The sequence below is a fragment of the Streptomyces sp. RLA131 genome (assembly GCF_056270125.1).
Window position 1 is genome coordinate 6,622,754 of sequence record NZ_JBWDOQ010000002.1, and the last position, 24,652, is coordinate 6,647,405.

General features: G+C 72.1%; 22 protein-coding genes and 1 pseudogene. 10 read left to right on the forward strand and 13 right to left on the reverse strand.

The window, feature by feature from the left end:
- Nucleotides 1-23: 23 nt before the first annotated feature.
- On the reverse strand, nt 24-1,628 hold the full coding sequence (aceB, locus tag RWE79_RS30890) for a malate synthase A (protein WP_475943368.1): 1,605 nt from the start codon (nt 1,626-1,628) through the stop codon (nt 24-26).
- Nucleotides 1,629-1,720: 92 nt separating this feature from the next.
- Nucleotides 1,721-2,329 carry a nucleotidyltransferase family protein gene (locus RWE79_RS30895; protein ID WP_475943369.1) on the reverse strand — a complete coding sequence of 203 codons (609 nt, stop codon included), beginning with the start codon at nt 2,327-2,329 and terminating at the stop codon, nt 1,721-1,723.
- 280 nt (nt 2,330-2,609) lie between these two features.
- Here RWE79_RS30895 and RWE79_RS30900 point away from each other — a divergent pair, with 280 nt between their 5' ends.
- Nucleotides 2,610-2,888, forward strand: coding sequence for a DUF5955 family protein (locus RWE79_RS30900; protein WP_475943370.1), 279 nt, complete (start codon nt 2,610-2,612; stop codon nt 2,886-2,888).
- Nucleotides 2,889-2,906: 18 nt separating this feature from the next.
- Here RWE79_RS30900 and RWE79_RS30905 read toward each other — a convergent pair whose 3' ends face one another.
- Nucleotides 2,907-3,671, reverse strand: a complete 765-nt coding sequence (locus tag RWE79_RS30905) for an IclR family transcriptional regulator (protein ID WP_475943371.1) — start codon at nt 3,669-3,671, stop codon at nt 2,907-2,909.
- 251 nt (nt 3,672-3,922) lie between these two features.
- On the opposite strand from RWE79_RS30905, the gene allB reads away from it, so the two are divergent.
- The 3 genes and pseudogenes from allB (at nt 3,923) to RWE79_RS30920 (ending at nt 7,536) form a co-directional block, all read left to right on the forward strand.
- Nucleotides 3,923-5,296, forward strand: a complete 1,374-nt coding sequence (allB, locus tag RWE79_RS30910; RefSeq protein ID WP_475943372.1) for an allantoinase AllB — start codon at nt 3,923-3,925, stop codon at nt 5,294-5,296.
- Nucleotides 5,293-6,439: pseudogene (gene alc / locus RWE79_RS30915) on the forward strand (allantoicase). The gene allB and the pseudogene alc overlap by 4 nt, the downstream one beginning before the upstream one ends.
- 332 nt (nt 6,440-6,771) lie before the next feature.
- Nucleotides 6,772-7,536, forward strand: coding sequence for a PucR family transcriptional regulator (locus RWE79_RS30920; protein ID WP_475946195.1), 765 nt, complete (start codon nt 6,772-6,774; stop codon nt 7,534-7,536).
- Nucleotides 7,537-7,884: 348 nt separating this feature from the next.
- Here the strand turns inward: RWE79_RS30920 and RWE79_RS30925 are convergent, their stop codons facing one another.
- The 3 genes from RWE79_RS30925 to RWE79_RS30935 form a co-directional block, all read right to left on the reverse strand.
- A complete protein-coding gene (locus tag RWE79_RS30925; RefSeq protein ID WP_475943373.1) occupies nt 7,885-8,841 on the reverse strand; it encodes an alpha/beta hydrolase in 957 nt (318 codons plus the stop codon).
- A gap of 150 nt (nt 8,842-8,991) precedes the next feature.
- Nucleotides 8,992-9,816 (reverse strand): serine hydrolase, encoded by an 825-nt coding sequence (locus tag RWE79_RS30930; RefSeq protein ID WP_475943374.1) that lies wholly within the window; start codon nt 9,814-9,816, stop codon nt 8,992-8,994.
- Nucleotides 9,817-9,916: 100 nt separating this feature from the next.
- Complete coding sequence (locus RWE79_RS30935; protein ID WP_475943375.1) at nt 9,917-10,693, reverse strand: PhzF family phenazine biosynthesis protein; 777 nt, start codon at nt 10,691-10,693, stop codon at nt 9,917-9,919.
- 220 nt (nt 10,694-10,913) lie between these two features.
- On the opposite strand from RWE79_RS30935, the gene RWE79_RS30940 reads away from it, so the two are divergent.
- The 4 genes from RWE79_RS30940 (at nt 10,914) to RWE79_RS30955 (ending at nt 15,472) form a co-directional block, all read left to right on the forward strand.
- Nucleotides 10,914-11,558 carry a bifunctional 4-hydroxy-2-oxoglutarate aldolase/2-dehydro-3-deoxy-phosphogluconate aldolase gene (locus RWE79_RS30940; protein ID WP_475943376.1) on the forward strand — a complete coding sequence of 215 codons (645 nt, stop codon included), beginning with the start codon at nt 10,914-10,916 and terminating at the stop codon, nt 11,556-11,558.
- 34 nt (nt 11,559-11,592) lie between these two features.
- A complete protein-coding gene (locus tag RWE79_RS30945) occupies nt 11,593-12,786 on the forward strand; it encodes a cytochrome P450 family protein (protein ID WP_475943377.1) in 1,194 nt (397 codons plus the stop codon).
- 69 nt (nt 12,787-12,855) lie between these two features.
- Entirely contained in the window at nt 12,856-14,094 is a 1,239-nt protein-coding gene (gene aroA, locus RWE79_RS30950; RefSeq protein ID WP_475943378.1) for a 3-phosphoshikimate 1-carboxyvinyltransferase, read from the forward strand.
- 151 nt (nt 14,095-14,245) lie between these two features.
- Nucleotides 14,246-15,472: a carbohydrate-binding protein gene (locus tag RWE79_RS30955; protein ID WP_475943379.1), complete on the forward strand. Its 1,227-nt coding sequence runs from the start codon at nt 14,246-14,248 to the stop codon at nt 15,470-15,472.
- Nucleotides 15,473-15,519: 47 nt separating this feature from the next.
- Here RWE79_RS30955 and RWE79_RS30960 read toward each other — a convergent pair whose 3' ends face one another.
- The 7 genes from RWE79_RS30960 to RWE79_RS30990 all read right to left on the reverse strand — a co-directional run bounded on the left by RWE79_RS30960 (nt 15,520) and on the right by RWE79_RS30990 (nt 22,549).
- Nucleotides 15,520-16,038: an FBP domain-containing protein gene (locus tag RWE79_RS30960; protein ID WP_475943380.1), complete on the reverse strand. Its 519-nt coding sequence runs from the start codon at nt 16,036-16,038 to the stop codon at nt 15,520-15,522.
- Nucleotides 16,039-16,080: 42 nt separating this feature from the next.
- A complete protein-coding gene (locus RWE79_RS30965; RefSeq protein ID WP_475943381.1) occupies nt 16,081-17,148 on the reverse strand; it encodes a Gfo/Idh/MocA family protein in 1,068 nt (355 codons plus the stop codon).
- A 139-nt stretch (nt 17,149-17,287) separates the two neighbouring features.
- Entirely contained in the window at nt 17,288-18,310 is a 1,023-nt protein-coding gene (locus RWE79_RS30970) for a Gfo/Idh/MocA family protein (protein ID WP_475943382.1), read from the reverse strand.
- A gap of 70 nt (nt 18,311-18,380) precedes the next feature.
- Nucleotides 18,381-19,292, reverse strand: a complete 912-nt coding sequence (locus tag RWE79_RS30975) for a sugar phosphate isomerase/epimerase family protein (protein WP_475943383.1) — start codon at nt 19,290-19,292, stop codon at nt 18,381-18,383.
- Nucleotides 19,293-19,476: 184 nt separating this feature from the next.
- Complete coding sequence (locus RWE79_RS30980; protein ID WP_475943384.1) at nt 19,477-20,460, reverse strand: ATP-binding cassette domain-containing protein; 984 nt, start codon at nt 20,458-20,460, stop codon at nt 19,477-19,479.
- A 5-nt stretch (nt 20,461-20,465) separates the two neighbouring features.
- Nucleotides 20,466-21,536, reverse strand: a complete 1,071-nt coding sequence (locus RWE79_RS30985) for an ABC transporter permease (RefSeq protein WP_475943385.1) — start codon at nt 21,534-21,536, stop codon at nt 20,466-20,468.
- 2 nt (nt 21,537-21,538) lie between these two features.
- A complete protein-coding gene (locus RWE79_RS30990) occupies nt 21,539-22,549 on the reverse strand; it encodes a sugar ABC transporter substrate-binding protein (protein ID WP_475943386.1) in 1,011 nt (336 codons plus the stop codon).
- A 255-nt stretch (nt 22,550-22,804) separates the two neighbouring features.
- On the opposite strand from RWE79_RS30990, the gene iolC reads away from it, so the two are divergent.
- Both iolC and RWE79_RS31000 read left to right on the forward strand, forming a co-directional pair.
- The gene (gene iolC, locus RWE79_RS30995; RefSeq protein ID WP_475943387.1) at nt 22,805-23,761 is read left to right on the forward strand and encodes a 5-dehydro-2-deoxygluconokinase; all 957 of its coding nucleotides are present in this window, start codon (nt 22,805-22,807) and stop codon (nt 23,759-23,761) included.
- Complete coding sequence (locus RWE79_RS31000) at nt 23,758-24,636, forward strand: Cgl0159 family (beta/alpha)8-fold protein (RefSeq protein ID WP_475943388.1); 879 nt, start codon at nt 23,758-23,760, stop codon at nt 24,634-24,636. Before iolC ends, RWE79_RS31000 begins: the two co-directional genes overlap by 4 nt.
- The last annotated feature ends 16 nt before the right edge of the window (nt 24,637-24,652 follow it).

Consider the following 24,652-nt stretch of genomic DNA (forward strand, 5'->3'; position numbering starts at 1 on the left):
CCGCTCGGCTCGCAGGGGCGGCGTCAGCCGGTCAGCTGCTCGTACGCGGGCAGCGTCAGGAAGTCGACGTAGGTCTCGTCGAGGGCGGTCCGCAGCAGCAGGTCGTGGGCCTGCTGCCAGGAGCCGGCCGCGAAGGCCTCCTCACCCGTCTCGGCGCGGATGGCGGTGAGTTCGGCGGCGGCGAGGCGGCGGACGAGGCCGGCGGTCGCCTTCTCGCCGTTGTCGGCGAAGACCACGCCCGCGTTGATCCACTGCCAGATCTGGGAACGGGAGATCTCGGCGGTGGCGGCGTCCTCCATGAGGTTGAAGATGGCGACGGCGCCCATGCCGCGCAGCCAGGCCTCGATGTAGCGGATGCCGACCTGGACGGCGTTGCGCAGGCCCTCGTACGTGGGCCTGGCGGTCAGGGAGTCGACGGCGAGCAGCTGCCCGGCGGTGACGTGGACGTCCTCGCGCAGCCGGTCCTTCTGGTGGGGGCGGTCGCCGAGGACGGCGTCGAAGCAGGCGCGGGCTACCGGGACCAGGTCGGGGTGGGCGACCCAGGAGCCGTCGAAGCCGTCGGCGGCCTCGCGGTCCTTGTCGGCCCTGACCTTCTCCAGGGCCACCGCGTTGACCTCGGCGTCGCGGCGGGAGGGGATGAAGGCCGCCATGCCGCCGATGGCGTGGGCGCCGCGCTTGTGGCAGCTGCGGACCAGCAGTTCGGTGTAGGCGCGCATGAAGGGGGCGGTCATCGTGATGGCGTTGCGGTCCGGGAGGACGAACCTCTCGCCCGCGTCACGGAAGTTCTTGACGATGGAGAACAGGTAGTCCCAGCGGCCGGCGTTCAACCCGCTCGCGTGGTCGCGGAGTTCGTGGAGGATCTCCTCCATCTCGAAGGCGGCCGTGATGGTCTCGATCAGGACGGTGGCGCGGACGCTGCCCTGCGGCACGCCCACATAGTCCTGGGCGAAGACGAACACGTCGTTCCACAGCCGGGCTTCGAGGTGCGACTCGGTCTTGGGGAGGTAGAAGTACGGGCCCTTGCCCCGGGCGAGCAGCCGCTGCGCGTTGTGGAAGAAGTACAGGCCGAAGTCGACCAGGCCGCCGGGGACGGGTTCGCCGTCTACGGTGAGGTGGCGCTCGTCCAGGTGCCAGCCGCGCGGCCGGGCCACCACGGTGGCCAGCTCGGCGTCGGGGCGCAGGGCGTAGAGCTTCCCCTCGGGGGAGGTGAAGTCGATGCGCCGCTCGTAGGCGTCGATCAGGTTGATCTGGCCGCCGATGACGTTGTGCCAGGTGGGGGCGGAGGCGTCCTCGAAGTCGGCGAGCCAGACGCGGGCGCCGGAGTTGAGGGCGTTGACGGTCATCTTGCGGTCGGTGGGGCCGGTGATCTCGACCCGGCGGTCGGCGAGGGCGGGCGGGCAGGGGGCGACCTGCCAGTCCGCCGCGCGGATCCCGGCGGTCTCCGGCAGGAAGTCCAGCGTGCCGGTGCGGGCGATCTCGTCGCGGCGCCGCGCGCGGCGGGCGAGCAGTTCGGCCCGGCGGGGGGCGAAGCGGCGGTGGAGTTCGCCGAGGAAGGCCAGTGCCTCGTCGGTCAGTACCTCCTCCGCGCGTTCGACGGAGGGTACGGTCTCGGCGACGACGGCAGACATGACGGTGTTCTCCTTGCCCGGCGGCCTAGGCACGAGGTGCCGAGGTTCGAGTGATTCTGCTGGGTGGAGCATAATTTCTGCATGGTGGAAGTTCAACGGTCCGCAGGAGGGTCGGTGAGCCGGTGCAGGTCCTCGGGGGTGTCGATATCGGCGGGCGCCGCGATGTCCCCGCACTCCACGAGCGTGATCTCCCGCTCGTGCCGCTGCAGATAGGAGCGTGCCCCCCGGTCGCCCACCGCACTCGCCGCCGCCCCCGCCCAGTGGTCCGCCCCCAGCAGGATCGGATGCCCCCGCCGCCCGTCGTACGCGGCTGCCGCCAGGCTCCCCGGCGACACGTACGCGGCCGCCACCCGGGCCACCGCCGCCGCCCCGATCCCCGGCTGGTCCACCAGGGCGACCACCACCGCCAGGGCGCCCGTCCCCGCCAGTGAGGCGAGCCCCGCGCGCAGCGACGAGCCCATGCCCTCGGCCCAGCCGGGATTGACGGTCACCACGCAGCCGCCGAGTTCGGCGCGGGCCCGTACCTCCTCGGCCGCCGCGCCCAGCACGATGTGCACCGGCCTGCAGCCGCCGTCGCGCAGGACGCGCGCCGCGGACTCCACCAGCGGGCGACCGGCGTACTCCAGCAGCGCCTTGGGCCGCCCGCCGAGCCGGCGCCCGCCCCCGGCCGCCAGCAGCAGCCCGGCGATGTGTTCGGTCATGCCCCCTGCATACCAGGGAACCCCGCCGGGACGGCCGTCCGGCCGCCGGGGCGGCGCCGGTCATCCGGCTGGATGTTGCCAAGTGGTTTCAAAATCAATGAAGTTGAACGGATTTCGCTTTCCGTATGGCGGGCCGCGCGCTCCGTCGCGTTTACTGTCCTCCCCGCGCTCCGCGAGGGAGCCGGACGGTTGCGCGAACGGCAGGGGGCATAGCTGTGGGGAATATCCCGTGGTGAAGGACCGGAGCGGAACGAGCTCCGCGTTGTACGGCGGGAGGAGCGTGGACCCGAGAGTCGAGGCACTGCGTGCCTCCGTTGCCCGGCTCAACCGGGAACTCGCCGGTTACCCGGCCGAGTGGCCCGACCGGAGCATCGCCGAGGAGGAACTCGCCGTCCTGGACGCCGAAACGGCCACCGGGGCCCCGGAGGCCGAGCGGCTGCGGCGCTCCCTCCTGGCGCTCGCCGGCGCGCTGGGCTCGGTGAGTGCGCTGGGGAGCGCGCTCACGGAGGTGCGGCGGTGCATCGAGCTGTTCGGGGGGCCGAAGCTGGGCGAGGACTGAGCCGGTGGTCCCGGGCCCTCAGGCCGTGCCGTTGCTCGCCAGTGCCCGCGACAACTGCCGGGCGACGTCCTGCAGCACCGGCACGATCTTGTCGGTGGCGGCCTCGGTGACCCGGCCGGCCGGCCCGGAGATGGAGATGGCGGCCGCCGTCGGGGAGTCCGGCACGGTGACCGCCAGACAGCGGACGCCTATCTCCTGCTCGTTGTCGTCGACGGCGTAGCCGAGGCCGCGGATGCGCTCCAGCTCCACCAGGAAGACGTCGGGCTCGGTGATCGTCTTCTCGGTCGCCGCCGGCATGCCGGTGCGGCCGAGCAGCGCCCGTACGTCCTCCGGCGGCACCTGGGCAAGGAGGGCCTTGCCGACGCCCGTGGAGTGCGGGAGGACGCGCCGGCCGACCTCGGTGAACATCCGCATGGAGTGGCGCGAGGGCACCTGGGCCACGTAGACGACCTCGTCGCCGTCGAGGAGGGCCATGTTGGCGGTCTCGCCGGTGGCCTCGACCAGCTCGGCGAGGTACGGCCGCGCCCAGGTGCCGAGCAACCGGGAGGAGCTCTCGCCGAGACGGATCAGGCGCGGACCCAGCGCGTAGCGGCGGTTGGCCTGCTGGCGTACGTAACCGCAGTCCACCAGGGTGCGCATGAGGCGGTGGATGGTGGGCAGCGGCAGGCCGCTGCTGCCGGACAGCTCGCTCAGGCCGACCTCGCCGCCCGCGTCGGCCATCCGCTCCAGCAGGTCGAAGGCGCGTTCAAGGGACTGCACGCCCCCGGTGCGGTCTGACGGCACATGCGTTCCTTTCCAGGCTTTCCCGGCGGATGGCGGATGCCGGGCAGCCTACCGGCCGCCGTGCGCACCGTGGTCTCCGCCGGGTGTGCTGCCGCGGAGAGCCGCGGCAGGTGTTGCGAAAAGCGTATTCCGCCTGGTGGAATCAGCCAAGAGGCGGCCCGCACCCGGCTCGGCGGCCCCTTGACGGGCCGTGCGACCGCATCCAAGATTTCTTCAACGAAATGTTGAAGTCAGGGTTCAGGAGGCCGTGCATGCCCGACGCAGTCGAGACCGTGCTGCGCTCGACCAGGGTCGTCACCCCCGAAGGGACCCGCCCGGCGACCGTCACCGTCACCGCCGGCACGATCACCGGCGTACTCCCGTACGAGGCATACGCCACGTACGAGGCGACCGCCGCCGGCGTACGGCTGGTGGACCTGGGCGACGACGCCCTGCTGCCCGGCCTGGTCGACACCCACGTCCACATCAACGACCCGGGCCGCACCGAGTGGGAGGGGTTCGCGACCGCCACCCGCGCCGCCGCGGCCGGCGGCGTCACCACGCTGATCGACATGCCCCTCAACAGCATTCCGCCGACCACCACCACCGCTCACCTGGACCTCAAGCGCGACACCGCGCGCGGCCGGGTCCACGTCGACGTCGGCTTCTGGGGCGGGGCCGTCCCCGGCAACGTCAAGGACCTCCGGCCACTGCACGACGCCGGGGTCTTCGGCTTCAAGTGCTTCCTCCTGCCCTCCGGCGTCGACGAGTTCCCGCACCTCGCCCCGGCCGAGCTGGCCGGAGCGATGACGGAGATCGCCCGCTTCGACGGCCTCCTCGTCGTGCACGCCGAGGACCCGCACCTCATCGACGGAGCCGCGCAGCCCGAGGGCCGCAAGTACGCCGACTTCCTCGCCTCCCGGCCCCGGGACGCCGAGAACACCGCGATCGACGGCCTGATCGCCCTCGCCGCACGACTGGACTGCCGGGTGCACGTCCTGCACCTGTCCTCCGCCGAGGCGCTCCCGCTGATCGCCGCCGCCAAACGCGAGGGCGTCCGCCTCAGCGTCGAGAGCTGCCCGCACTACCTCACCCTGACCGCCGAGGAAGTCCCGGACGGCGCGACCGAGTTCAAGTGCTGCCCGCCCATCCGCGAAGCCGTCAACCAGGACGCCCTGTGGCAGGGACTGGCCGACGGCACCATCGACTGCGTCGTCTCCGACCACTCGCCCTCCACCGCCGACCTCAAGCACTTCGACACCGGCGACTTCGGCCGGGCCTGGGGTGGCATCTCCTCCCTCCAGCTGGGCCTGCCCGCCATCTGGACCGAGGCCCGCCGCCGCGGCCACACCCTCGACGACGTGGTCCGCTGGATGGCCGCGGCCCCGGCGGCGCTCGCCGGGCTCACCGGGACCAAGGGCGCCATCGCGGCCGGCCACGACGCCGACTTCGCCGTCCTCGCCCCCGACGAGACCTTCACCGTCGACCCGGCCGCGCTGCACCACCGCAACCGGGTCACCGCCTACGCCGGCCGCACCCTGAGCGGCGTCGTACGCGCCACCTGGCTGCGCGGCCGGCAGATCGCCGACCACGGCGCCCCCACGACCGAACCCTCCGGCCGACTGATGGACAGGGAGACCAGGTGACCCCCACCGCCCGCTTCACCGGCGACGCCCAGCCGTACGCCGGAGGCGATCCGTACGCCGACTACCGCAGCGCGGAACTGCCCTTCACCGGCCTCGTCGACCTCGCCGACCGCCGGCTCGGAGCCGGGGTCGTCGCGGCCAACGACGAGTTCTTCGCCGAGCGCGAGAACCTGCTCCTCCCCGAGCGCGCGGAGTTCCGCAGCGAGCACTTCGGCCACAAGGGCCAGATCATGGACGGCTGGGAGACCCGCCGCCGCCGGGGCGCCGACGCCGGCACCCCGCACCCGGCCGACACCGACCACGACTGGGCGCTGATCCGGCTCGCCGCCCCCGGCGTCGTCCGGGGCGTCCTGGTCGACACCGCCCACTTCCGGGGCAACTACCCGCAGCAGATCGCCGTCGAGGGCACCTCGGCCCCGATGTCGGCATCCCCCGCGGAACTGCTGGCCGACGGCGTCGACTGGACCGAGCTGGTGCCCCGTACCGCCGTCGGCGGCCACGCCGCCAACGGCTTCGAGGTCACCGCCGCCCGCCGCTTCACCCACCTGCGGCTCAAGCAGTTCCCGGACGGCGGCATCGCCCGGCTGCGGGTCCATGGCGAGATCGTCCCCGACCCGGCGTGGCTCACCGCCCTGGGCACCTTCGACCTGGTCGCCCTGGAGAACGGCGGCACCGCCGAGGACGTCTCCGACCGCTTCTACTCCTCCCCGGTCAACCCGATCCTCCCCGGCAGGTCCCGCCGGATGGGCGACGGATGGGAGACCCGCCGCCGCCGCGACAAGGGCAACGACTGGGTCCGCTACCGGCTCGCCGAACAGGGCGTGATCCGCGCGGTCGAGATCGACACCGGCTACTACAAAGGGCAACTCCGCCGGCTGGGCCACCCTGTCGGGCCGCGACGGCGAGACCGGCGACTGGTTCGAGATCCTGCCCCGCACCCGCCTCCAGCCCGACACCGTCCACCGCTTCGTCGTCGACGCCCCCGCCGCCACCCACGTACGGATCGACACCTTCCCCGACGGCGGCATCGCCCGGCTGCGCCTGCACGGCTCACTGACCACCGAGGGCGCGGCCCGGCTCGCCGCACGCTGGCGGGAGCCGGGCGGAACCGGAGCAACGGGTCCGGTCGTTCCACCCGCATGAAAGGTCTGCTGCTGCGGCTCTCGGCGCTCGACCCCGACGCGGCCGCCGCGCTGCGGGTGATCGCCCACTACGAGGCGCTGCTCGGCGCCGGCCGGCTCGACGCCGAATCGCTCGTACGCTCCACCGCCGCCCTCGCGGAATGCCCGGCCGGCCTCGAACTGGACGGCAGGACCGTACGGTTCGGGCCTGCCGGGACCGCGCAGCCGCAAGCGGTCGCGGGGGAGCGGGCCGGCGGAGTGGAGTTCGCGCCGGGCGAGGAGGGCAGCCGGGGGCGGGTCTGGCTGGAGCGCGAGGGAGACCCCGGGCCCTTCGACGACCTCGTACTGGAGTGGATGGCCATCGCGGCCGGTGTGCTGGCCGGCCACGAGCAGGACACGCCGCCGCAGCGGCATGTGGCCGACCCGGCGCTCGTGGAGCTCGCGCTGTCGGAACGCGAGGCGGTCGAGGACCGGTCCCGGGCCCTGCGGCTGCTCGGCCTCGACCCGGGCCGCCCGCTGCGCGTGGTGGCGGTCGCCGGGCTCGCCGCCGTCGCCACGCTCGGCCGCCACGAGCTGCGGCCCGGCGTACGGGTGGCCAGCGTCGGCCCGCTCGCCGTGGCCCTGGTCCCCGGCACCGAGTCCTCCGCAGGCGACCTGCGGGCCGTGGTCGCCGCGCGGGGCGCCGAGGACGTACGGATCGGCGTCGGCGGCAGCGCCCCGGCCCTGGACGCCGGCACGTCATGGGCCCAGGCCCGGCTGGCCCTCCGGTTCGCCGTGGCCGGGGCACCGGGGGAGGCCGTCGTGGACCACGACGAACTCGGCGCGGTGGCCCTCCTCGCCGACATCCCGGTGGAACGGCTCCGCGCCCAGCCCGACGTACGGGCCCTCGCGGCCCTGGCCGGCACCCGGGGCGGCGAACCCGCCCTCACCGCCCTCGCAGCGTTCTGCCGTGCCGGCACGCTCCGCCAGGCCGCGGCCGACCTCCACCTCCACCACAGCTCCGTCGCCGCCCGCCTGGCCCAGGTCGAATCCGCCCTCGGCTGGCACCTCGCCGACCCCCGCGACCGCTTCCGCGCCCAACTCGCGCTGCACGCCATGCGGCTCGCCTCCGGCGAGTGAGGGTGCGCCCGGTTTGTCGCCGGGGGGTCGGTGCCGCCGTCGGGGCCCTCCCCCAGACTCCGTCCGGGGGTACCCCCACCTCAGCGCTCGAACGCCAGGCCAACAGTGTTCGGTGCCGTAAGCCGGTTCTCGTCGCTTGCGGGGGCACCCCGACGTCGTCCCTTCCCGGGCCGGTGGCTTCTTCTGTGACGAAGCACCGCTGAGCGTTGGCCGCGAGGAGACCTGGGAGGGGGCGTACCGGGGTGCTCCCCGCAAGCGACGAGCGAGGATCCCGGGTCCGACTCGAAAGTGCCCGCATCGCGAGCGCTGAGGAGAGCATCGCGGTGCGACACCGACCCCCCACCGCCGCTAACGAAGCGCTCGGGCCAGGACGGCCAGCGCTTCCGCGATCTCGCGCTGGGAGACCTCGGCGTGGGCGATCATGCCGGATCCGTGGAACGTCCCGGGGAAGAGATGCAGCTCGACGGCGACGCCGGCGGCGAGGAGGGTGCGGGCGTAGTCGATGCCCTCGTCGCGCAGGGGGTCGAACTGCATGACGGAGACGTACGCGGGCGGCAGCCCGGCGAGGTCGGCGGCGGTGGCGCGGGCGGGGGCCGCGTAGAGGGGGACGCCGTCCGTGCCCGGGGTGCCGGGGCCGAGGTAGGAGTCCCAGCTGATGACGGCGTTGGGGCGGTTCCACAGCGGGGTGTCGGTGAAGGCCCGCATGCTGGGGGTGTCCAGGCGGTCGTCGAGTTCGGGGATGCCGAGGTACTGGAAGCGGACCGCGGGGCCGCCTCGGTCGCGGGTGAGGAGGGCGAGCCCGGCGGCCAGGCCGCCGCCCGCGCTGGAGCCGAACAGGACCACGCGGTCCGGGTCCGCGCCGAGTTCGGCGGCGTTCTCGGCGACCCAGGACAGGCCGGCGTAGCAGTCCTCCAGCCCGGCGGGGTACGGGTGTTCGGGGGCGAGCCGGTAGTCGACGGAGATGACGAGCGCGCCCAGTTCGCGGCTGAGGAGCACGTTGTGGCCGTGGTCGAGGTCCGGGGTGCCGAGGATGAAGCCGCCGCCGTGGATGTCGTAGACCACCGGCAGGGGGCCGGGTGTGGCGGGCCGCTGCGGGCGGTAGCAGCGCAGGAGGATGTCGGGGGCGCCCTCGGGGCCGGGGACGTGGAGGTCGGTGACGTCGACGCCGTCGGTGTCCACGTCGGCGTTGAGGACGGTGATCATGCCGGCCATCTCGTCCCGGGCGGCGGTCAGGTCGGACACCGCCGCCGTGGGCATCATCGCGAGGGCCGCGGCCAGTTCGGGGTCGAACGGGTAAGTGGTCATGTGTCGTCCAGTCCTTTGATCGGACGCACTGCCGCGCCCTCGACGTCACCGTGTCACGGTACGTCGTCGCAGGTCACCCGACAGGTGTCGGGGAACGGGCCGCCCCCGCCCGACAGCCGTGCGGGGGCGGGGCGGGGGCGGGGGACGGACTCAGCCCAGGTCGGTGTGGACGGCCTTGGCGACCCGCTGGATGGTGGTGATCCCGTAGTCCATGGTCTTGTCGTCGTGCGTCAGGACGACAAGGCCGTAGTCGTGGCCGCCGCCGGTGAAGGCGCCGATGCTGTGCACCCGCCACTGGTGGGTGGCGCGGGAGAGCCAGCCGTTCTTGACGTGGACGGTGGCGGTGCTCGGGGCGCCGTAGGGGACGCCCCAGCGCTGGTCGGAGACGACCTTGTTCATCAGGCCCAGCTCGTAGCTGCGCGAGCTCTTGGTCAGGACGGTGCTGGAGGAGGTCAGCAGCCGGAGGAGCTTGACCTCGTCGTCGGCGGTGATCTGGGTGAGGCCCCAGTAGCCGTCCGCGCCGGGGGTGGTGTGGGTCATCTTCGCCAGGTCGAGGAAGTGCTGGACGCCCTTGACCTTGACCTGCTTCCACAGGGTGGTGGTGGCGTTGTTGTCCGACTTGGTGATCATGGCCGTGGCCAGCTTCTTCTCGGTCGCGGTCAGCGACCGGTCCGCTTCCTGGGCCTGACGCAGCAGCGCGGCGAGCACTGTGGCCTTCACCACACTGGCGGAGTCGTAGTGACTCGTGGAGCGGTAGGTGCAGGTGGTGCCGCTGGTGCGGTCGTAGAGGGCAATCGAAACGGTGCTGCTGCGGTTCTTCAGGGCTGCCGTGATGTCGGTGGTCAGCTTCTTGGCCAGACCCGAGGTCACTGAGGTGCACGTCACCTTCGGTGTGGCCGCGCTCGCGTCGCCGGCCGCGGCCACGGCGAGCAGGGAGCCGGCGGCCAAAGCGGCGAGCACAGGGGGTATTCGCATACAGAAGCCGTCCCGTTCAGTCATGTATTGGCCAGAGCCTATGAACGGGATACTTCACCAGATGGAACGGTTGTACGGCTACCCCTGACTGCCGAATTGGTCAGGGGAGGAGGGTCTTGCGGGAGACCGGGTGCAGGGCCTCCGCCCAGCGCTGGGGCATGGGGACGGGCCTGGGCAGCGGCGTGGGCCGGGGCGCGGCGGCCCGGGCGAGGCGGACCCGGCCGCCGATCTCGACCTCGCCGTCCCGGCCGGGCGCGGTGAGGATCTGCGAGCCGGGACCCTGCACGATGTTGAGCGCGCGGTCCAGGTGGTCGGTGAGCAGCAGGGCCGGACCCCCCGACGCCTCGCTCTCGGCGATCGTGTCGCCCTGCCCGGCGAAGCCGCGGGCCCTGACCCGGCCCGAGGTCTCGTCCTCCCAGGCCCAGGCGTACAGCGGGCCCTCGGCGGCCGTCGGCACGGGCAGCGCGTCCACCTCGGCCGGTGTGGCGTACTGCTGCAGGGTGCACGGCAGCGCCCACTCCGCGTGTCCGGCGATCCAGGTGAACTCCCCGTCGTGGCGTGCGAACACCTCGCCCGCCGGGGCGACCAGCACATCGAGGTCGAGCAGCCAGGCGGCTCCGACCAGGGCGTGCCCGGCGAAGGCCAGCGGACCGCCGGGGGCGTACAGGTCGACGACCCCGCGCTCGGGGTCGTCGACGAACGCGGTCCGGCCGTGGCCGAGCCGCGCCGCCAGCGCCTGCCGCTCGGCGGCCGTCCGTACGGCCGAGCCGTCACGCACCACGCCCAGCTCCTGGCCATGCCGGCCGTCGGGCCCGCAGAACACCCGGAGCACGTCGAGTACGACGGGTCGCGCGCGGGCCTCAAGTCGATCGGTCACCCCCGTATTGAAGCACCGGACGCCCGTCCGGCAAGAGCCTGTTCCCAGGATCGCCGCAGGTGATGTACGGCATGCGCCCCCCCGCGCCGACGCGCGCGTCTACGCACCGCCCCGGTGGCGTTGCGGTTTGTGCGCCGTTTCGGCGCTCGCGCACACGCTGTCGGTGGCAGCCGCTAGCTTGGGGTGAAGTGACCGTACAGGGAGAGGACGGCGATCGGCCGTGTACCGCTGGGAAATCACCCGGGCCGCGCTGGCCCAGCGGGTAGTCGCCGTCATCCGCAAGGACAGCTACGACCAGGCCGCGGCGGCGGCCGACCATCTGCTGTCGGCGGGGCTCACCACCATCGAGTTCTCGCTGACCACACCGTTCGCGCTCGAAGCGGTCACCACGCTCGTCCGTGAGGTCGGCGATGACGCGATCATCGGTGCCGGCACGGTCCTGGACGGTACGTCGGCCCGGATGGCGGTCGACGCGGGCGCCCGCTTCCTGGCCTCGCCGAGCCTGGACGAGGAGGTCATCCGCACCGGTCACCGCTACGGCGTGCCGGTCTTCCCTGGGGTCGGTACGCCGACCGAGATCGTCCGTGCCCTGGAGCTGGGCGCCGACGCGCTCAGGCTGTTCCCGGCCTCGGCGCACGGCCCCGGCTGGCTGGCGGAGGTGAGGGCTGCTCTTCCGCAGGCCGCGATGGTGCCCGCCGGCGGGATCACCGTCGACAGCGCCCCGGAGTGGATAGCGGCCGGGGCCGCCGCCTGCGGCATGGGGAGCGAGCTGACCGACGGCGACCGGGACGTGGTGGTCAAGCGGGTCGCCGATCTTCTCGGCCGTCTGGAGGAGGCCGCCGGCGGCGATCGTCCGCAAGACTGACGCGGGCGCCGGCCGGCCGCGTTACGGTGCGGGGATGGAAACGGTGGATCTGACGGTCTACGGCGACGAGTTCACTGCCGACCCATACCCGGTCTACGCCAAGCTGCGCGCGCAGGGCCCCGTGCACCATGTGCGCACCCCGGACGGGGGAGAGCTGTGGCTGGTCCTCGGCCATGAGGAGGTGCGGGGAGCGCTCACCGACCCCCGGCTGGTGAAGGACGCCAGGGTGATGGGCTGGGGGTCGCTGGAGGAGCAGCTGATCGGCCCGCATCTGCTGAGTGTCGACCCGCCCCAGCACACCCGGCTGCGCAAGCTGGTGGCGCGGGAGTTCACGATGCGCCGGGTCGAATCGCTGGGTCCGCGCGTCCAGGGCATCACCGACGGTCTGCTCGACACGATGCTGGCGAGCCCCGACGGCCGCGCCGATCTGGTGGACGCCCTGGCGTACCCGCTGCCGATCACCGTGATCTGCGAGCTGCTCGGCGTGCCCGATCTCGACCGGGCGGCCTTCCGCCACTGGTCGAACGAGGCGGTCGCGCCCAGCAGTCCCGAGGCGGAGAGCAAGGCGATCGAGGAACTGGCCGCGTATCTGGCCCAGTTGATCGAGGACAAGCGCCACTCGCCGGGTGACGACCTGCTGAGCGCGCTGATCCGCACCACCGCGGAGGACGGCGACCGGCTGTCCCCCCCGGAGCTGGGCGGGATGGCCTTCCTGCTGCTCATCGCCGGTCACGAGACCACCGTCAACCTCATCTCCAACGGGGTGCGTGCCCTGCTGGCCCATCCCGACCAGCTCGCCGCGCTCCGGGCCGACCCGGGGCTGCTCGACGGCGCGGTCGAGGAGATGCTCCGCTACGACGGTCCGGTGGAGACCTCCACGTTCCGCTTCACCGCCGAACCCGTGGAGATCGCCGGCACCGTCATCCCGGCCCGCGAGGCCGTCCTGGTGGTGATCGCCTCCGCCGACCGGGACCCCCGGCAGTTCGACGACCCCGACCGCTTCGACATCCGCCGTGACGCCCGGGGTCACCTCGCCTTCGGCCACGGCCTGCACTACTGCCTCGGTGCCCCGCTGGCCCGGATGGAGGGCCGGATCGTGCTCGGTTCGCTGCTGCGGCGCACCGCCACGCTGGAGCTCGACACCGAGCCGGCCGCGCTGAAGTGGCTCCCCGGGCTGCTGATGCGCGGGGTGCGCGAGCTGCCGGTGCGGTTCACTCCTGTCGGGTGATCGCCGTGTCCGGGGCGTGGTTGGATTCTCCGGTACGCCCGCACATCGCCTGACCTGCCGGAGGTCCCCGTGTCCGTCGTCGCCGTCCCGGGATCGAAGTCGATCACCAACCGGGCGCTGTTCCTCGCGGCCGCCGCCGACGGGACGACCACGCTGCGGCGTCCGCTGCTCTCCGATGACACCGAGGCCTTCGCCGAGGGCCTGCGCGGTCTCGGCTACGCCGTCGAACGCGGCGGCGCCGAGTGGCGGGTGACCGGCCGCCCGGCCGGCCCCGCCGTCTCCCCGGCGGAGGTCTACTGCCGCGACGGCGCCACCGTGGCCCGCTTCATGCCCGCCCTCGCCGCCGCCGGCCACGGCACCTTCCGCTTCGACGCCTCCGCCCAGATGCGCCGCCGCCCGGTCGCCCCGCTCACCGAGGCGCTGCGGTCCCTGGGGGTGGACATCCGGTACGAGGAGGCCGACGGCCATCTCCCGCTGACCGTCGTCACCGACGGCGTCAAGGGCGGTGAACTGGACCTCGACTCCAGTCTGTCCTCGCAGTTCCTGACCGCGCTGCTGCTCACCGGCCCGCTGACGGCCGAGGGGCTGCGGATCCGCGTCACGGGGCTGGTCTCGGCCCCGTACGTGGAGATCACCCTGGCGATGATGCGCCGCTTCGGCGCCGAGGTGGTCCGCGACGGCGACGTCCTGGCCGTCGCGCCCACCGGATACCGGGCCACGGCGTACGACATCGAGCCCGACGCCTCCACCGCCAGTTACTTCTTCGCCGCCGCCGCCCTCACCGGCCGTGAGATCACCGTTCCGGGCCTGGGTACCGGCGCCCTCCAGGGCGATCTGGGGTTCGTGGACGTCCTGCGCCGGATGGGCGCCCGTGTCGACATCCGCCCCGAGGGCACCACGGTCGCTGGCACCGGCCGGCTGTCCGGCGTCACCGTCAACATGCGGGACATCTCCGACACCATGCCCACCCTGGCCGCGATCGCGCCCTTCGCCGACGGGCCGGTCCGGATCGAGGACGTCTACAACACCCGCGTCAAGGAGTGCGACCGGCTCGAAGCCTGCGCCGGTAATCTGCGCCGCCAGGGTGTCCGGGTCGACACCGGCCACGACTGGATCGAGATCCACCCGGGCGCCCCGGCCGGCACCGAGATCGCCTGCCACGGCGACCACCGCATCGCCATGAGTTTCGCCGTCGCGGGGCTGCGGATTCCCGGTGGTGTCACCTTCGACGAGCCGGGGTGCGTGAAGAAGACCTTCCCCGGCTTCCACGAGGCCTTCGCGGAGCTGCGCCGCGACTGGGGGCTGTAAGCCGTGCAACCCATGTGAGCCGGGGCCCCGGGGCCGACGGCGGCCGGATTGGTCCAGTCCAATCCCTTGACGCGGTCGCATCAAGGGCAGCACTCTGTGGGTGCATTGGTCTGTACCAACCAGCCGACTCCGTCCCCACCGGAGGACTTCCGTGCGCCTCGCTCCCCGCAGACTCACCAGCCTCGCCGCCGCCTGTTCGGCCGCCGCCCTCGCGGTGGCCGCGCTGACAGCCGTCGTCGCCACCGGCCAGACCGCCAGCGCCGCCACCCTCGGCAGCAACTGGTACGCCGCCGCGCCCTACCTCATGCCGCTGGAGAACAACCCGCCCGACCCCGGCGCGGTCATGGACGCCACCGGCCTCAAGGCCTTCCAGCTGGCCTTCGTCCTCGCCCCCAACGGCGGTGGCTGCTCACCCACCTGGGACGGCACCTCCGCCGTCTCCTCCGACACCGCCGTGGCCGGCGTCGTCTCCGCGATACGCGCCAAGGGCGGCGACGTGTCCGTCTCGGTCGGCGGCTACGGCGGCACCAAACTCGGCCAGACCTGCGGCACTCCGGAGGCCACCGCGGCCGCGTACCAGCAGGTCGTCACCAAGTACGGCCTCAAGGCGATGGACTTCGACCTCGAAGAGCCGGAGTACGAGAACAGCACCGCCATCCACAACGAGATCGGCGCCGCCAAGATCCTCCAGGCGAACAACCCCGGGCTCTACATCTCCGTGACCACCGCCGGCACCGCCGACGGCACCGGCTGGTTCGGCAAGCAGATGCTCAACGAGGCCAAGTCGCAGGGCTTCACGCCCAACAACTTCTCCATCATGCCCTTCGACGGCGGCTTCGCCGGCGCGGCCGCCCAGACCGCCGCCCTGACCAACTTCAACTCCGTCCTCCAGTCCACCTTCGGCTGGAGCGCCGCCACCGCCTACGCCCATGAGGGCTTCTCCGGGATGAACGGCCGCAGTGACACCGGCGAGTACTTCTACCAGGCCGACTTCCAGACCGTCCTGGACTACGCCACCAGCCATGCCATGGCCCGCTTCACCTTCTGGTCCGTCAACCGCGACCGCCAGTGCTCCCCGCCCGACAACAACGGCACCACGTCGGGCACCTGCAGCAGCGTCACGCAGTCGGCGTACGACTTCACCAAGTACTCGGTGAGGTTCGCCGGCGCGACCCCGCCCACCGGCACGCCCACCGCGACCCCCACCCCGACCGGCGGCAGCTGCACGGCGGCGGCCTGGAGCAGCACCGCGATCTACACCGCGGGCAACGAGGTCTCCCACAACGGCCACAAGTGGAAGGCCAAGTGGTGGACCCAGAACGAGGAGCCCGGCACCACCGGTGAGTGGGGCGTCTGGCTGGACGAGGGCGCCTGCTGAGCCGGTGAGCCGCTGAGCCGCTACGCGCTGAGCCGCTGAGCCGTCCGCTACGCCGCCGTGCCGGCGGCGCCGTCGAGGACCTTGTCGAGGAAGAGGGCCAGGTTCGAGCGGGTACGGGCGATCCTCTCCTCCAGGGTGAGGGTCTCCTCGAACCGGCGCACCAGTACGGAGGTCTTTTTGCCCCGGACGTACAGGGAGCACGCCAGGTCGGCGCACATGTAGATGCCGACCGTGTTGCCCTGGCGTCCGGCGGCGCCGGCCCGGGGGGCCGTGAGCAGATCGACGCCCGACCCGGCGTGCGAGGTCACGCAGACCGAGCACAGGCTCGTCCTGATCAGGCTCCGGCGGGCGGCCGGCGCGCTGCGCAGGGTGAGACCCACCGGGGCGCCGCCGCGCCCGGTGACCAGGTATCCCCGGTCCGGGGCCCCGGGGTCGCGCCAGCCCAGGAAGTCCAGGTCGGCCCAGGGCAGCGCGTCCAGCCCCCGGGGCAGGCTCAGCCTGCGGGCCTCACCTTTGGAGCAGTTCGCGAATGATCCGCGGATCTCGTTCTCGTTGAGCGGGTCCATGGTGCCGGAAGCTAACACCGCCGGGATCGGCTGTCGCGGGAATTATCCCGCCGTGGCGCCGGCCGGCCGCTCCCGGGCCGCCGCGTCCAGTGCGGCGGCGCTGTCGGCGATCTCCGCGACGGGCACCGGCCGCCGTTCGCGCCGTGAGACCTCGCAGGCCTCGGCCACCAGCAGGGCGGAGAGGGCTTCGCGGCCGTCGCAGGGGTTGGCCAGCTCACCGGCCACGACCCGCAGGAACGCGGCGAGTTCGGCGCGGTAGGCGGGGCCGAAGCGGTCGAGGAACCCGGTCCAGGGGTCGGGGACCCCGGGGGCGGAGCCGGGTTCGACGGAGGTGACGGGGGTGCGCGGCCCGACGCCGACGGCGAGGGTGTCGGCGGTGCCGCAGAGCTCCAGCCGGATGTCGTAGCCGGCGCCGTTGTAGCGGGTGGAGGTGGCGGTGGCCAGCGCCCCGCCGTCCAGGGTCAGCAGTACCGCGGCCGTGTCGACGTCCCCGGCCTCGGCGAAGAAGGCGGCGCCGCCGTTCGCCCCGGCCGCGTAGACCTCGGTGATCTCGTGGCCGGTGACCCAGCGCAGGATGTCGAAGTCGTGGACCAGGCAGTCCCGGTAGAGCCCGCCGGAGAGCGGGATGAACTCGGCCGGCGGCGGGGCCATGTCGCAGGTGAGGGCACGGGCGGTGTGCAGCCGGCCGATGTGCCCGGCGCGTACGGCCTCGCGGGCGGCCCGGTAGCCGGGGTCGAAGCGGCGCTGGAACCCCATCTGGAGCACGGTCCCGGCGTCCTCGACCTCGCGCAGGGCGGCCATGGTGCCGGCCAGGTCGACGGCGACCGGCTTCTCGCAGAAGGCGGGCAGTCCGGCCCGCGCGGCCCGCCGGACGAGCCCGGCGTGCGCGGAGGTGGCGGAGGTGATGACGACGGCGTCCACCGCGCCGGGTGCGAAGGCCTCGTCCACGGAGCCGAGGGCCCGTGCCCCGGCCCCGAGCCGGCCGGCGGTCTCCGCGGCCCGCGCCGGGTCGGCGTCGGCGATCAGCAGCTCGCCGACATCGGGATGGTCGTGCAGGGTCGCGGCATGGAAGGTACCGATGCGGCCGACGCCGAGCTGTGCGATGCGCATGGAGTGGGACACCCTTCCGTGGAGGTGGCGGCGCGGGCGGGGGAGCGGGGGAGGCGGCTCCCCGCCCGCGCCGGGGGCGGGCCGTCTGTCACCAGGAGGCGTGCCGGATCACGCGGGGGCCGGGAGCGGTCTCACGGTCTCAGTCCCGGTACAGCGCGGGGCGCTCGATCATCTCGACCTCCACCCGGCGGCCCTCGGTCTGGGCGCGTACGCCGGCCTCGCACACGGCGGCGGCCGCGTAACCGTCCCAGATGCTCGGACCGGTGACCTCGCCGCGGCGGGTGGCGTCCACCCAGGCCTGCACCTCGCGGTCGTACGCCTCCTCGAAGCGCTCGACGAAGTCCGGGGCGATGGTGCCGCCCCAGCGGCCGGCGGTGTTGACGAGCAGGTCGTGGACGTCGCCCATGCGGGCCGTGCCGTTCTCGCACACCGCCTCGGCCTGCACCTGGTAGCCGAAGCCGCAGCTGACGTTGATCTCGACGTCGACCAGCGCGCCGCCGTCCGTCTCGAAGATCACGAACTGCGGGTCGTCCAGGCCCTCGGGGGCGTTCCCGGACGCCTTCGGGCGCAGCACCGTGACCGCGGTGATCTCCTGCTCCAGCAGCCAGCGCGTCACGTCCATCTCGTGCACGACGGAGTCGTTGATGAGCATGGCGCTGGTGAAGCCGGGCGGTACGGAGGCGTTGCGGTGCCGGTTGTGCAGCATCAGCGGACGGCCCAGTTCACCCGAGACCAGCAGGGCCTTGAGCTTCATGTACTCCCGGTCGTAGCGGCGCATGAAGCCGACCTGCACCCGGCGGTGGCCGAGCCGCTGCTCCGCCTCCAGTACCCGCAGCGCGGAGGCGGCGTCGGGGGTGAGCGGCTTCTCGCACAGCACCGGCAGGTCCGCCTCGAAGGCGGCCAGCAGCGCGGCCTCGTGGGCCGGGCCGGGCGAGGCGATGAGTACCGCGTCCACCTCCGGGTCGGCCATCGCCTGGGCCGGGTCGGTGTAGGCGGCACAGCCCTCGATGCCGTCGGCGACGGCCTTGACGCGCTCGGCGTCGATGTCGACCACGGCGGCGACCCGGGCGCCGCTGATCACGTCCGTGAGGCGGCGGACGTGGTCGGCGCCCATGCGACCGGTTCCGATGACGGCTACGCCGAGCGTTCCGTGGCTGGTCATGTGATTCCTCGTATCGGTGGTGCGGGTGCGGGTGCGGGTGTCCGGGTGGCCGTGCTGGGAGGGTGGCGCGCTACGCACCGCAGGAGCGCAGGAACTTGCGGGTGCGCTGGGCGATCGGCAGCGGCTGGTCCGGCGGGCACGGGTACATGTCCTGCTCGACGATGGCGAACAGGTCCACGCCCAGGTTCTGCGCGGCGGCCAGCACCGGTTCCAGGGCCGGTACGCCGCTGGGCGGTTCGCACATCACGCCGCGCCGGACCGCCGGGCCGAAGGGGACGCCGTTCGCCACGACGTCGGCCAGGATCTCCGGGTCGACCTGCTTGAGGTGCAGATAGCCGATCCGCTCGCCGTACGTCTCGATGAGCTTGACGCTGTCGCCGCCGCAGTAGGCGTAGTGGCCGGTGTCCAGGCAGAGGTTGACCAGGTCGGAGTCGGTCGCGTCGAGGAACTGCTCGACGTGGCTCTCGGTGTCGATGTGGGTGTCGGCGTGCGGGTGCACGACGATGTCCAGCCCGTAGGTGTCGCGGACCTGCCGGCCGAGCCGCTCCATGCCGGTGGCCAGGTTGTGCCACTGCTCGGCGGACAGTTCGGGGGTGTCGATGATCTCCGCGGTCTTGTCGTCACGCCAGAAGGACGGGATGACCACCAGGTGCCGGGCGCCCATGGCCTGGGTGAGCGCGGCGACCTCGCCGACGTGCTGCCAGGTGGCGTCCCAGACCGCCTCGCCCTTGTGCAGGGAGGTGAAGACGGTGCCGGCGGAGACGGTCAGCCCCCGGCTGGAGGTCTCCTCGGTGAGCCGGGCCGGGTCGGTCGGCAGGTAGCCGTACGGGCCGAGTTCGATCCAGGAGTACCCCGAGTCGGCGACCTCGTCGAGGAAGCGCTGCCAGGGGACCTGCTGCGGGTCGTCGGGGAACCACACGCCCCAGGAGTCGGGGGCCGAGCCGATCCGGATCCGGTCCAGAGCGGGTGAGGGGGCGGTCATGAGGAGGGCTCCTCTCGCCGGTCTTCGCTGACCGGGGCACAGGTGGATCAGTGGATCGGTCTCGGTGGTGCGCCGGGGACCGGGACGTCCGCGAAGCTCCACCGGTTGAAGCTTCGCGGTCCGCCGGGCGGCCGTCAATACTTAGTCCTGACATTCGGACGTCATGTCAGCGGTTGTCGTACTGTCAGGACGCCGTGCCGCCGGCCCTGCCGTCGGTCTCACTGCCGGTCCCGTCGGCGGTCCTGTCGCGGGTCCTGTCGCCAGTCCTGTCGCCAGTCCTGTCGTGGGTCCCGCTTCCGGCGGCGGGCTCCGCGATGTCCTCCAGCTCGGGCAGCTCCTCCACGTCCACCCCGCGCACCTGCGCCAGCTCGTGCTTGAGCGCGGCCAGCTCGGCGCCGCCTGCCATGTGGTTGGTCAGCTCCTCCAGGCTCACCTCGCTGCGGGCGGCGCTCAGTTCGAGGGTGCCGAGCCGCAGTACGGTGAAGTGGTCGCCGACCATGTAGGCGTGGTGCGGGTTGTGGGTGATGAAGATGACCCCCAGCCCCCGGTCGCGGGCGGCCGCGATGTACTTCAGCACCACCCCGGACTGCTTGACCCCGAGCGCGGCGGTGGGCTCGTCCAGGATCAGGACACGGGCGCCGAAGTAGACGGCGCGGGCGATGGCCACGGACTGGCGCTGACCGCCGGACAGGGTGCCGATGGGCTGGTCCAGGTCGTCCAGGACGATGCCCATGGCCCGCAGCTCCTGGTCGGCGGTCTTCTTCATGGCGGCGATGTCGAGCCGGCGCACCGGCCAGGGGCCGCGCGTCACCTCCGAGCCGAGGAAGAAGTTCCGCCACACCGGCATCAGCGGCACGGTGGCCAGGTCCTGGTAGACGGTGGCGATACCGAGGTCCAGGGCCTCCCGGGGGGTGTTCAGACGCACCGGCCCGCCGTCGATCCGGTACTCGCCCTCGGTGTGCTGGTGCAGCCCGGAGACGATCTTGATCAGGGTGGACTTGCCGGCCCCGTTGTCGCCCAGGACGCAGGTCACCCGGCCTGGCCGGACGTCCAGGTCCACGCCGTGCAGGGCGCGGATGTTCCCGTACGACTTGCCGACGGCCCTGAGGGAGACGACGGGGACGTCCGGCTGAGCCGCGGTGCTCGCTCCGGTCTTCGCTTCGGTCATGGCGTTCACCTCCTCGTCGCCTGGCGGCGGACCAACAGATTGACCAGCGTGGCGACCAGCAGCATCACGCCGAGGAAGAACTTGAACCAGTCGGGGTTCCAGTTCGCGTACACGATGCCCTGCGAGACCATGCCGAAGATGAAGGCACCGATCGCCGAGCCGATCGCCGAGCCGTAGCCGCCGGTGAGCAGGCAGCCGCCGATGACGGCCGCGATGATGTACAGGAACTCGTTGCCGACGCCCTCGCCGGACTGCACGGTGTTGAACGAGAACAGCAGGTGCATACCGGTGAACCAGGCGCCGAAGCCGACCGCCATGAACAGCGCGATCTTGGTGAAGGTCACCGGCACGCCGACCGCCCGCGCGCTGTCCTGGTTGCCGCCGACCGCGAACGTCCAGTTGCCGAACCGGGTCCGCAGCAGAATCCAGGTGGCCAGCGCGGCGAAGACCAGCCACCAGATCACGGTGATCTTCAGATCGACCCCGCCGATGCGGATCTCCGAGGCGAAGACCTTCTTGGCCTGGCCGAAGCCGTCCATGTCGGCAATGCCGTCGGTGGCGACATTGCCGGTGAAGATCTTGGTGACGGCGAGGTTGGCGCCCTGGAGCATCAGAAAGGTGGCCAGGGTGATCAGAAAGCTCGGCAGTCCGGTCCTGACCAGCATGTATCCGTTGAGCGCCCCGATGCCCAGGGAGACCGCCAGGGCGACGACCACGCCGACCCAGACGTTCATGCTCAGCTGGAAGGCGAAGATGCTGGCGGTCAGGGCCGAGGTGGTCACCGCGACGCCGGCGGAGAGGTCGAACTCGCCGCCGATCATCAGCAGCGCCACCGGCAGCGCCATGATGCCCATCACCGAGGCCTGGTAGAGCACCGTGGCCAGCGAGCCCGCCTCCCGGAAGGACGGCGCCACCGCGAAGAAGAACAGGTAGACGCCGACGGCCGCGATCAGCGCGCCGATCTCCGGGCGGCCCAGCAGCCGCCGCAGCAGGGAGCGCCCGGCTGTCCGGCCGTCCGCGTCGGGGGCGGGGGCCGGCGGCGAGGAACTCGCCGCCGGCGCGGCAGTGTGAGCCATGGTCACCGGGTACCCTTCGCGGCGAACTTCGCGACGGTGTCGACGTTGTCCTTGGTGACGAACGCCGGACCGGTCAGCACCGGCTGCACGCCGCCGCCGCTGTAGTTGCCGTTGAACTTGTACAGCCACAGGGAGTCGACCGCGAGGTAGCCCTGCAGGTAGGGCTGCTGGTCGACGGCGAAGTCGATGGTGCCCGCCTGGATGGCCTTGACCAGGTCCTTGTTGAGGTCGAAGGTCGCGACCTTCGCCTTGCTGCCCGCGTCCGACACCGATCCGACGGCGGTGAGCGCCGTCTGGGCGCCCAGCGTGACCACGTAGTCGACGGACGAGTCCTGCTTGAGCTTGGCGGTGACGGTCGACTTCACGGAGGGCTGGTCGGTGCCGTTGACGTAGAGGTTCTCGGTCTTGCCCTTGAACGTCTTCCTGACGCCGGCGCACCGGGCTTCGAGGGAGACGTTGCCCTGCTCGTGGATCACACAGAGGGCGTGCTTGGCCCCGAGCGTGTTGAGCTTCTCGCCGAACGCCTCGCCTGCGACGCTCTCGTCCTGGCCGAAGTACTCCAGCAGACCCTGGCTCTTCCAGTTGTCGAGGCCGGAGTTGAGGCCGACGACGGGGATGCCGGCCGCCTCCGCCTTCTTGACGGCGTCCTTCATCGCGTCGGGCTTGGCCAGGGTGACCGCGATGCCGTCGACCTTCTGGTCGATGGCGTTCTGGATCAGGTTGGCCTGGGTGGCGGCGTTGGGATCGCTGGAGTAGACCAGGTCGATGTTGTCCTTGGCGGCAGCGGCCTTGGCGCCCTTGCGCACCAGGTCCCAGAAGGTGTCGCCGGGGCCGGCGTGGGTGATCATCGCGATCTTGATACGGGCGGTGTCGGCCTTGCCCGCCGATCCGCCGCCCGAGGATGTCTCGGCCTGCTTGCCGCCGGAACTGCTGGAGCAGCCCGCGAACAGCAGGGCTGCGGCACATGCGGCGGAGACGGCGGTGATCCTGCGGGTTCTGGTACTGCGTTCCATCGGTCCTGCACCTCGCTGCGTTGAGAGGGGGGATCGGAAGTCGTACGTTGACGCGGCCGTTGCAGAACGGGAGCAAACTCCTCGGCCGGACGCCTGTCAAGATTTTGTAAGGACATCAATTCATCTCGACGTAACGACGCAATAACGTCAAGTGGCACACAGACTCTGAACGTTCGAATGTAAGGACATACTGTTGACAGCGCTCTCCTGGCGCGGCTAGACAGAGGGCGACACGGACAACAAGGAGCGCAACCCATGACCGAGCCGTACGACCTGATCACGATGGGCCGCATCGGGGTGGATATCTACCCGCTGCAGACCGGAGTGCCCCTGCCTCAGGTGGAGACTTTCGGGAAGTTCCTCGGCGGGTCCGCCACCAATGTGGCGGTGGCCGCCGCCCGGCTCGGCCGCTCCGCCGCCGTGATCAGCCGCACCGGCAACGATCCCTTCGGCGAGTACTGCCACCAGGCGCTCAAGGGCTTCGGCGTCGACGACCGCTGGGTCACCCCCGTCGACGCCTGGCCGACCCCGGTCACCTTCTGCGAGATCTTCCCGCCGGACGACTTCCCCCTCTACTTCTACCGGCTGCCCAAGGCCCCCGACCTGGAGATCCGCCCCGGGGAACTGGACCTGGACGCGATCCGCGCCGCCCGCATCTTCTGGATCACCGGCACCGGTCTGTGCGCGGAGCCCAGCCGCACCGCCACGCTCACCGCGCTCCGCGAGCGTGCCAGGAGCGGGATCACGGTCTTCGACCTCGACTGGCGGCCCATGTTCTGGAAGGACCCCGCCGAGGCCCGCCCGTTCTACGCCGAGGCCCTGAAACACGTCACCGTCGCCGTCGGCAACCTCGACGAGTGCGAGATCGCCACCGGAGTACGCGAACCCCGCGCCTGCGCCGAGGCACTGCTCGCGGCCGGCGTGGAACTGGCCGTGGTCAAGCAGGGCCCCAAGGGCGTACTCGCCGTGCACCGCGACGGCACCACCGCCGAGGTCCCGCCGGTCCCGGTCGAGGTGGTCAACGGCCTCGGCGCCGGCGACGCCTTCGGCGGCTCGCTCTGCCACGGCCTGCTCGCCGGCTGGGAGCCCGCGCGGATCATGCGGTACGCCAACGCGGCCGGCGCCCTGGTCGCCTCCCGGCTCGCCTGCTCCTCCGCGATGCCCACCGAGTCCGAGGTCGAGGACCTCCTGCGAGAAGAGAGCAACCGTTGAGCATCAGCATCTCCGACCTCGTGAGGGTGCGGACCCGGCACCCGGAGGCGATCGGCGAGGCGGCGGCCCGCCGCGTCCGCCGCCCCCTGATCGGCGACAGCGGCCGGCTGATGATCGTCGCCGCCGACCACCCGGCACGCGGCGCGCTCGCCGTCGGCGACCGCAAGTTCGCCATGGCCAACCGCGCCGACCTGCTGGAACGGCTCTGCGTGGCCCTCGCGCGGCCCGGCGTCGACGGGGTGCTCGCCACCGCCGACATCCTGGACGACCTGCTGCTGATCGGTGCCCTCGAAGGCAAGGTCGTCATGGGCTCGATGAACCGGGGCGGCCTGTCCGGCGCCGCCTTCGAGCTCGACGACCGCTTCACCGGCCACCGACCCCAGGACATAGCGCGCCTGAACTTCGACGCCGGCAAGCTGCTGATGCGGATCGACTACCAGGACCCCGGCTCGCTGACCACCATGCTCTCCACCGCCCGTGCCATCGACGACATGGCCGAACGGCGGCTCCCGGTCTTCGTCGAGCCGTTCATCTCCCGCCGTATCGACGGCAAGGTGGTGAACGACCTCAGCGCCGAAGCCGTCACCAAGTCCATCGCCATCGCCTCCGGCCTGGCCGGCACCTCCGCCTACACCTGGCTCAAGCTCCCCGTCACCGACGACGTCGACGAGATGGCCGGGGTCATGGAGACCTCGACCCTGCCGGCCGTCCTGCTGGGCGGCGAGGTCGGCAGGGAACAGGACGCCGCGTACGAGAAGTGGCGCAAGGCGCTGCGCCTGCCCACCGTCCAGGGGCTGGTCGTCGGCCGCTCGCTGCTCTACCCGGCGGAGGGCAGCGTCGAGACCGCCGTCGACACGGCCGTCGGACTGCTGTGACGGACCGGACGGAGAA

Excerpts from the sequence above, each read along its gene's own strand:
- RWE79_RS30895 (WP_475943369.1), bottom strand. The coding sequence starts at position 2,329 with ATGACCGAACACATCGCCGGGCTGCTGCTGGCGGCCGGGGGCGGGCGC.
- RWE79_RS30970 (WP_475943382.1), bottom strand. The coding sequence starts at position 18,310 with ATGACCAGCCACGGAACGCTCGGCGTAGCCGTCATCGGAACCGGTCGC.
- RWE79_RS30965 (WP_475943381.1), bottom strand. The coding sequence starts at position 17,148 with ATGCGCATCGCACAGCTCGGCGTCGGCCGCATCGGTACCTTCCATGCC.
- RWE79_RS30920 (WP_475946195.1), top strand. The coding sequence starts at position 6,772 with ATGGCCATCGCGGCCGGTGTGCTGGCCGGCCACGAGCAGGACACGCCG.
- RWE79_RS30960 (WP_475943380.1), bottom strand. The coding sequence starts at position 16,038 with ATGGACCCGCTCAACGAGAACGAGATCCGCGGATCATTCGCGAACTGC.
- RWE79_RS30985 (WP_475943385.1), bottom strand. The coding sequence starts at position 21,536 with ATGGCTCACACTGCCGCGCCGGCGGCGAGTTCCTCGCCGCCGGCCCCC.
- RWE79_RS30925 (WP_475943373.1), bottom strand. The coding sequence starts at position 8,841 with ATGACCACTTACCCGTTCGACCCCGAACTGGCCGCGGCCCTCGCGATG.
- RWE79_RS30975 (WP_475943383.1), bottom strand. The coding sequence starts at position 19,292 with ATGACCGCCCCCTCACCCGCTCTGGACCGGATCCGGATCGGCTCGGCC.
- allB (WP_475943372.1), top strand. The coding sequence starts at position 3,923 with ATGCCCGACGCAGTCGAGACCGTGCTGCGCTCGACCAGGGTCGTCACC.
- RWE79_RS30930 (WP_475943374.1), bottom strand. The coding sequence starts at position 9,816 with ATGCGAATACCCCCTGTGCTCGCCGCTTTGGCCGCCGGCTCCCTGCTC.
- RWE79_RS30945 (WP_475943377.1), top strand. The coding sequence starts at position 11,593 with ATGGAAACGGTGGATCTGACGGTCTACGGCGACGAGTTCACTGCCGAC.
- aceB (WP_475943368.1), bottom strand. The coding sequence starts at position 1,628 with ATGTCTGCCGTCGTCGCCGAGACCGTACCCTCCGTCGAACGCGCGGAG.
- RWE79_RS30990 (WP_475943386.1), bottom strand. The coding sequence starts at position 22,549 with ATGGAACGCAGTACCAGAACCCGCAGGATCACCGCCGTCTCCGCCGCA.
- iolC (WP_475943387.1), top strand. The coding sequence starts at position 22,805 with ATGACCGAGCCGTACGACCTGATCACGATGGGCCGCATCGGGGTGGAT.
- RWE79_RS30980 (WP_475943384.1), bottom strand. The coding sequence starts at position 20,460 with ATGACCGAAGCGAAGACCGGAGCGAGCACCGCGGCTCAGCCGGACGTC.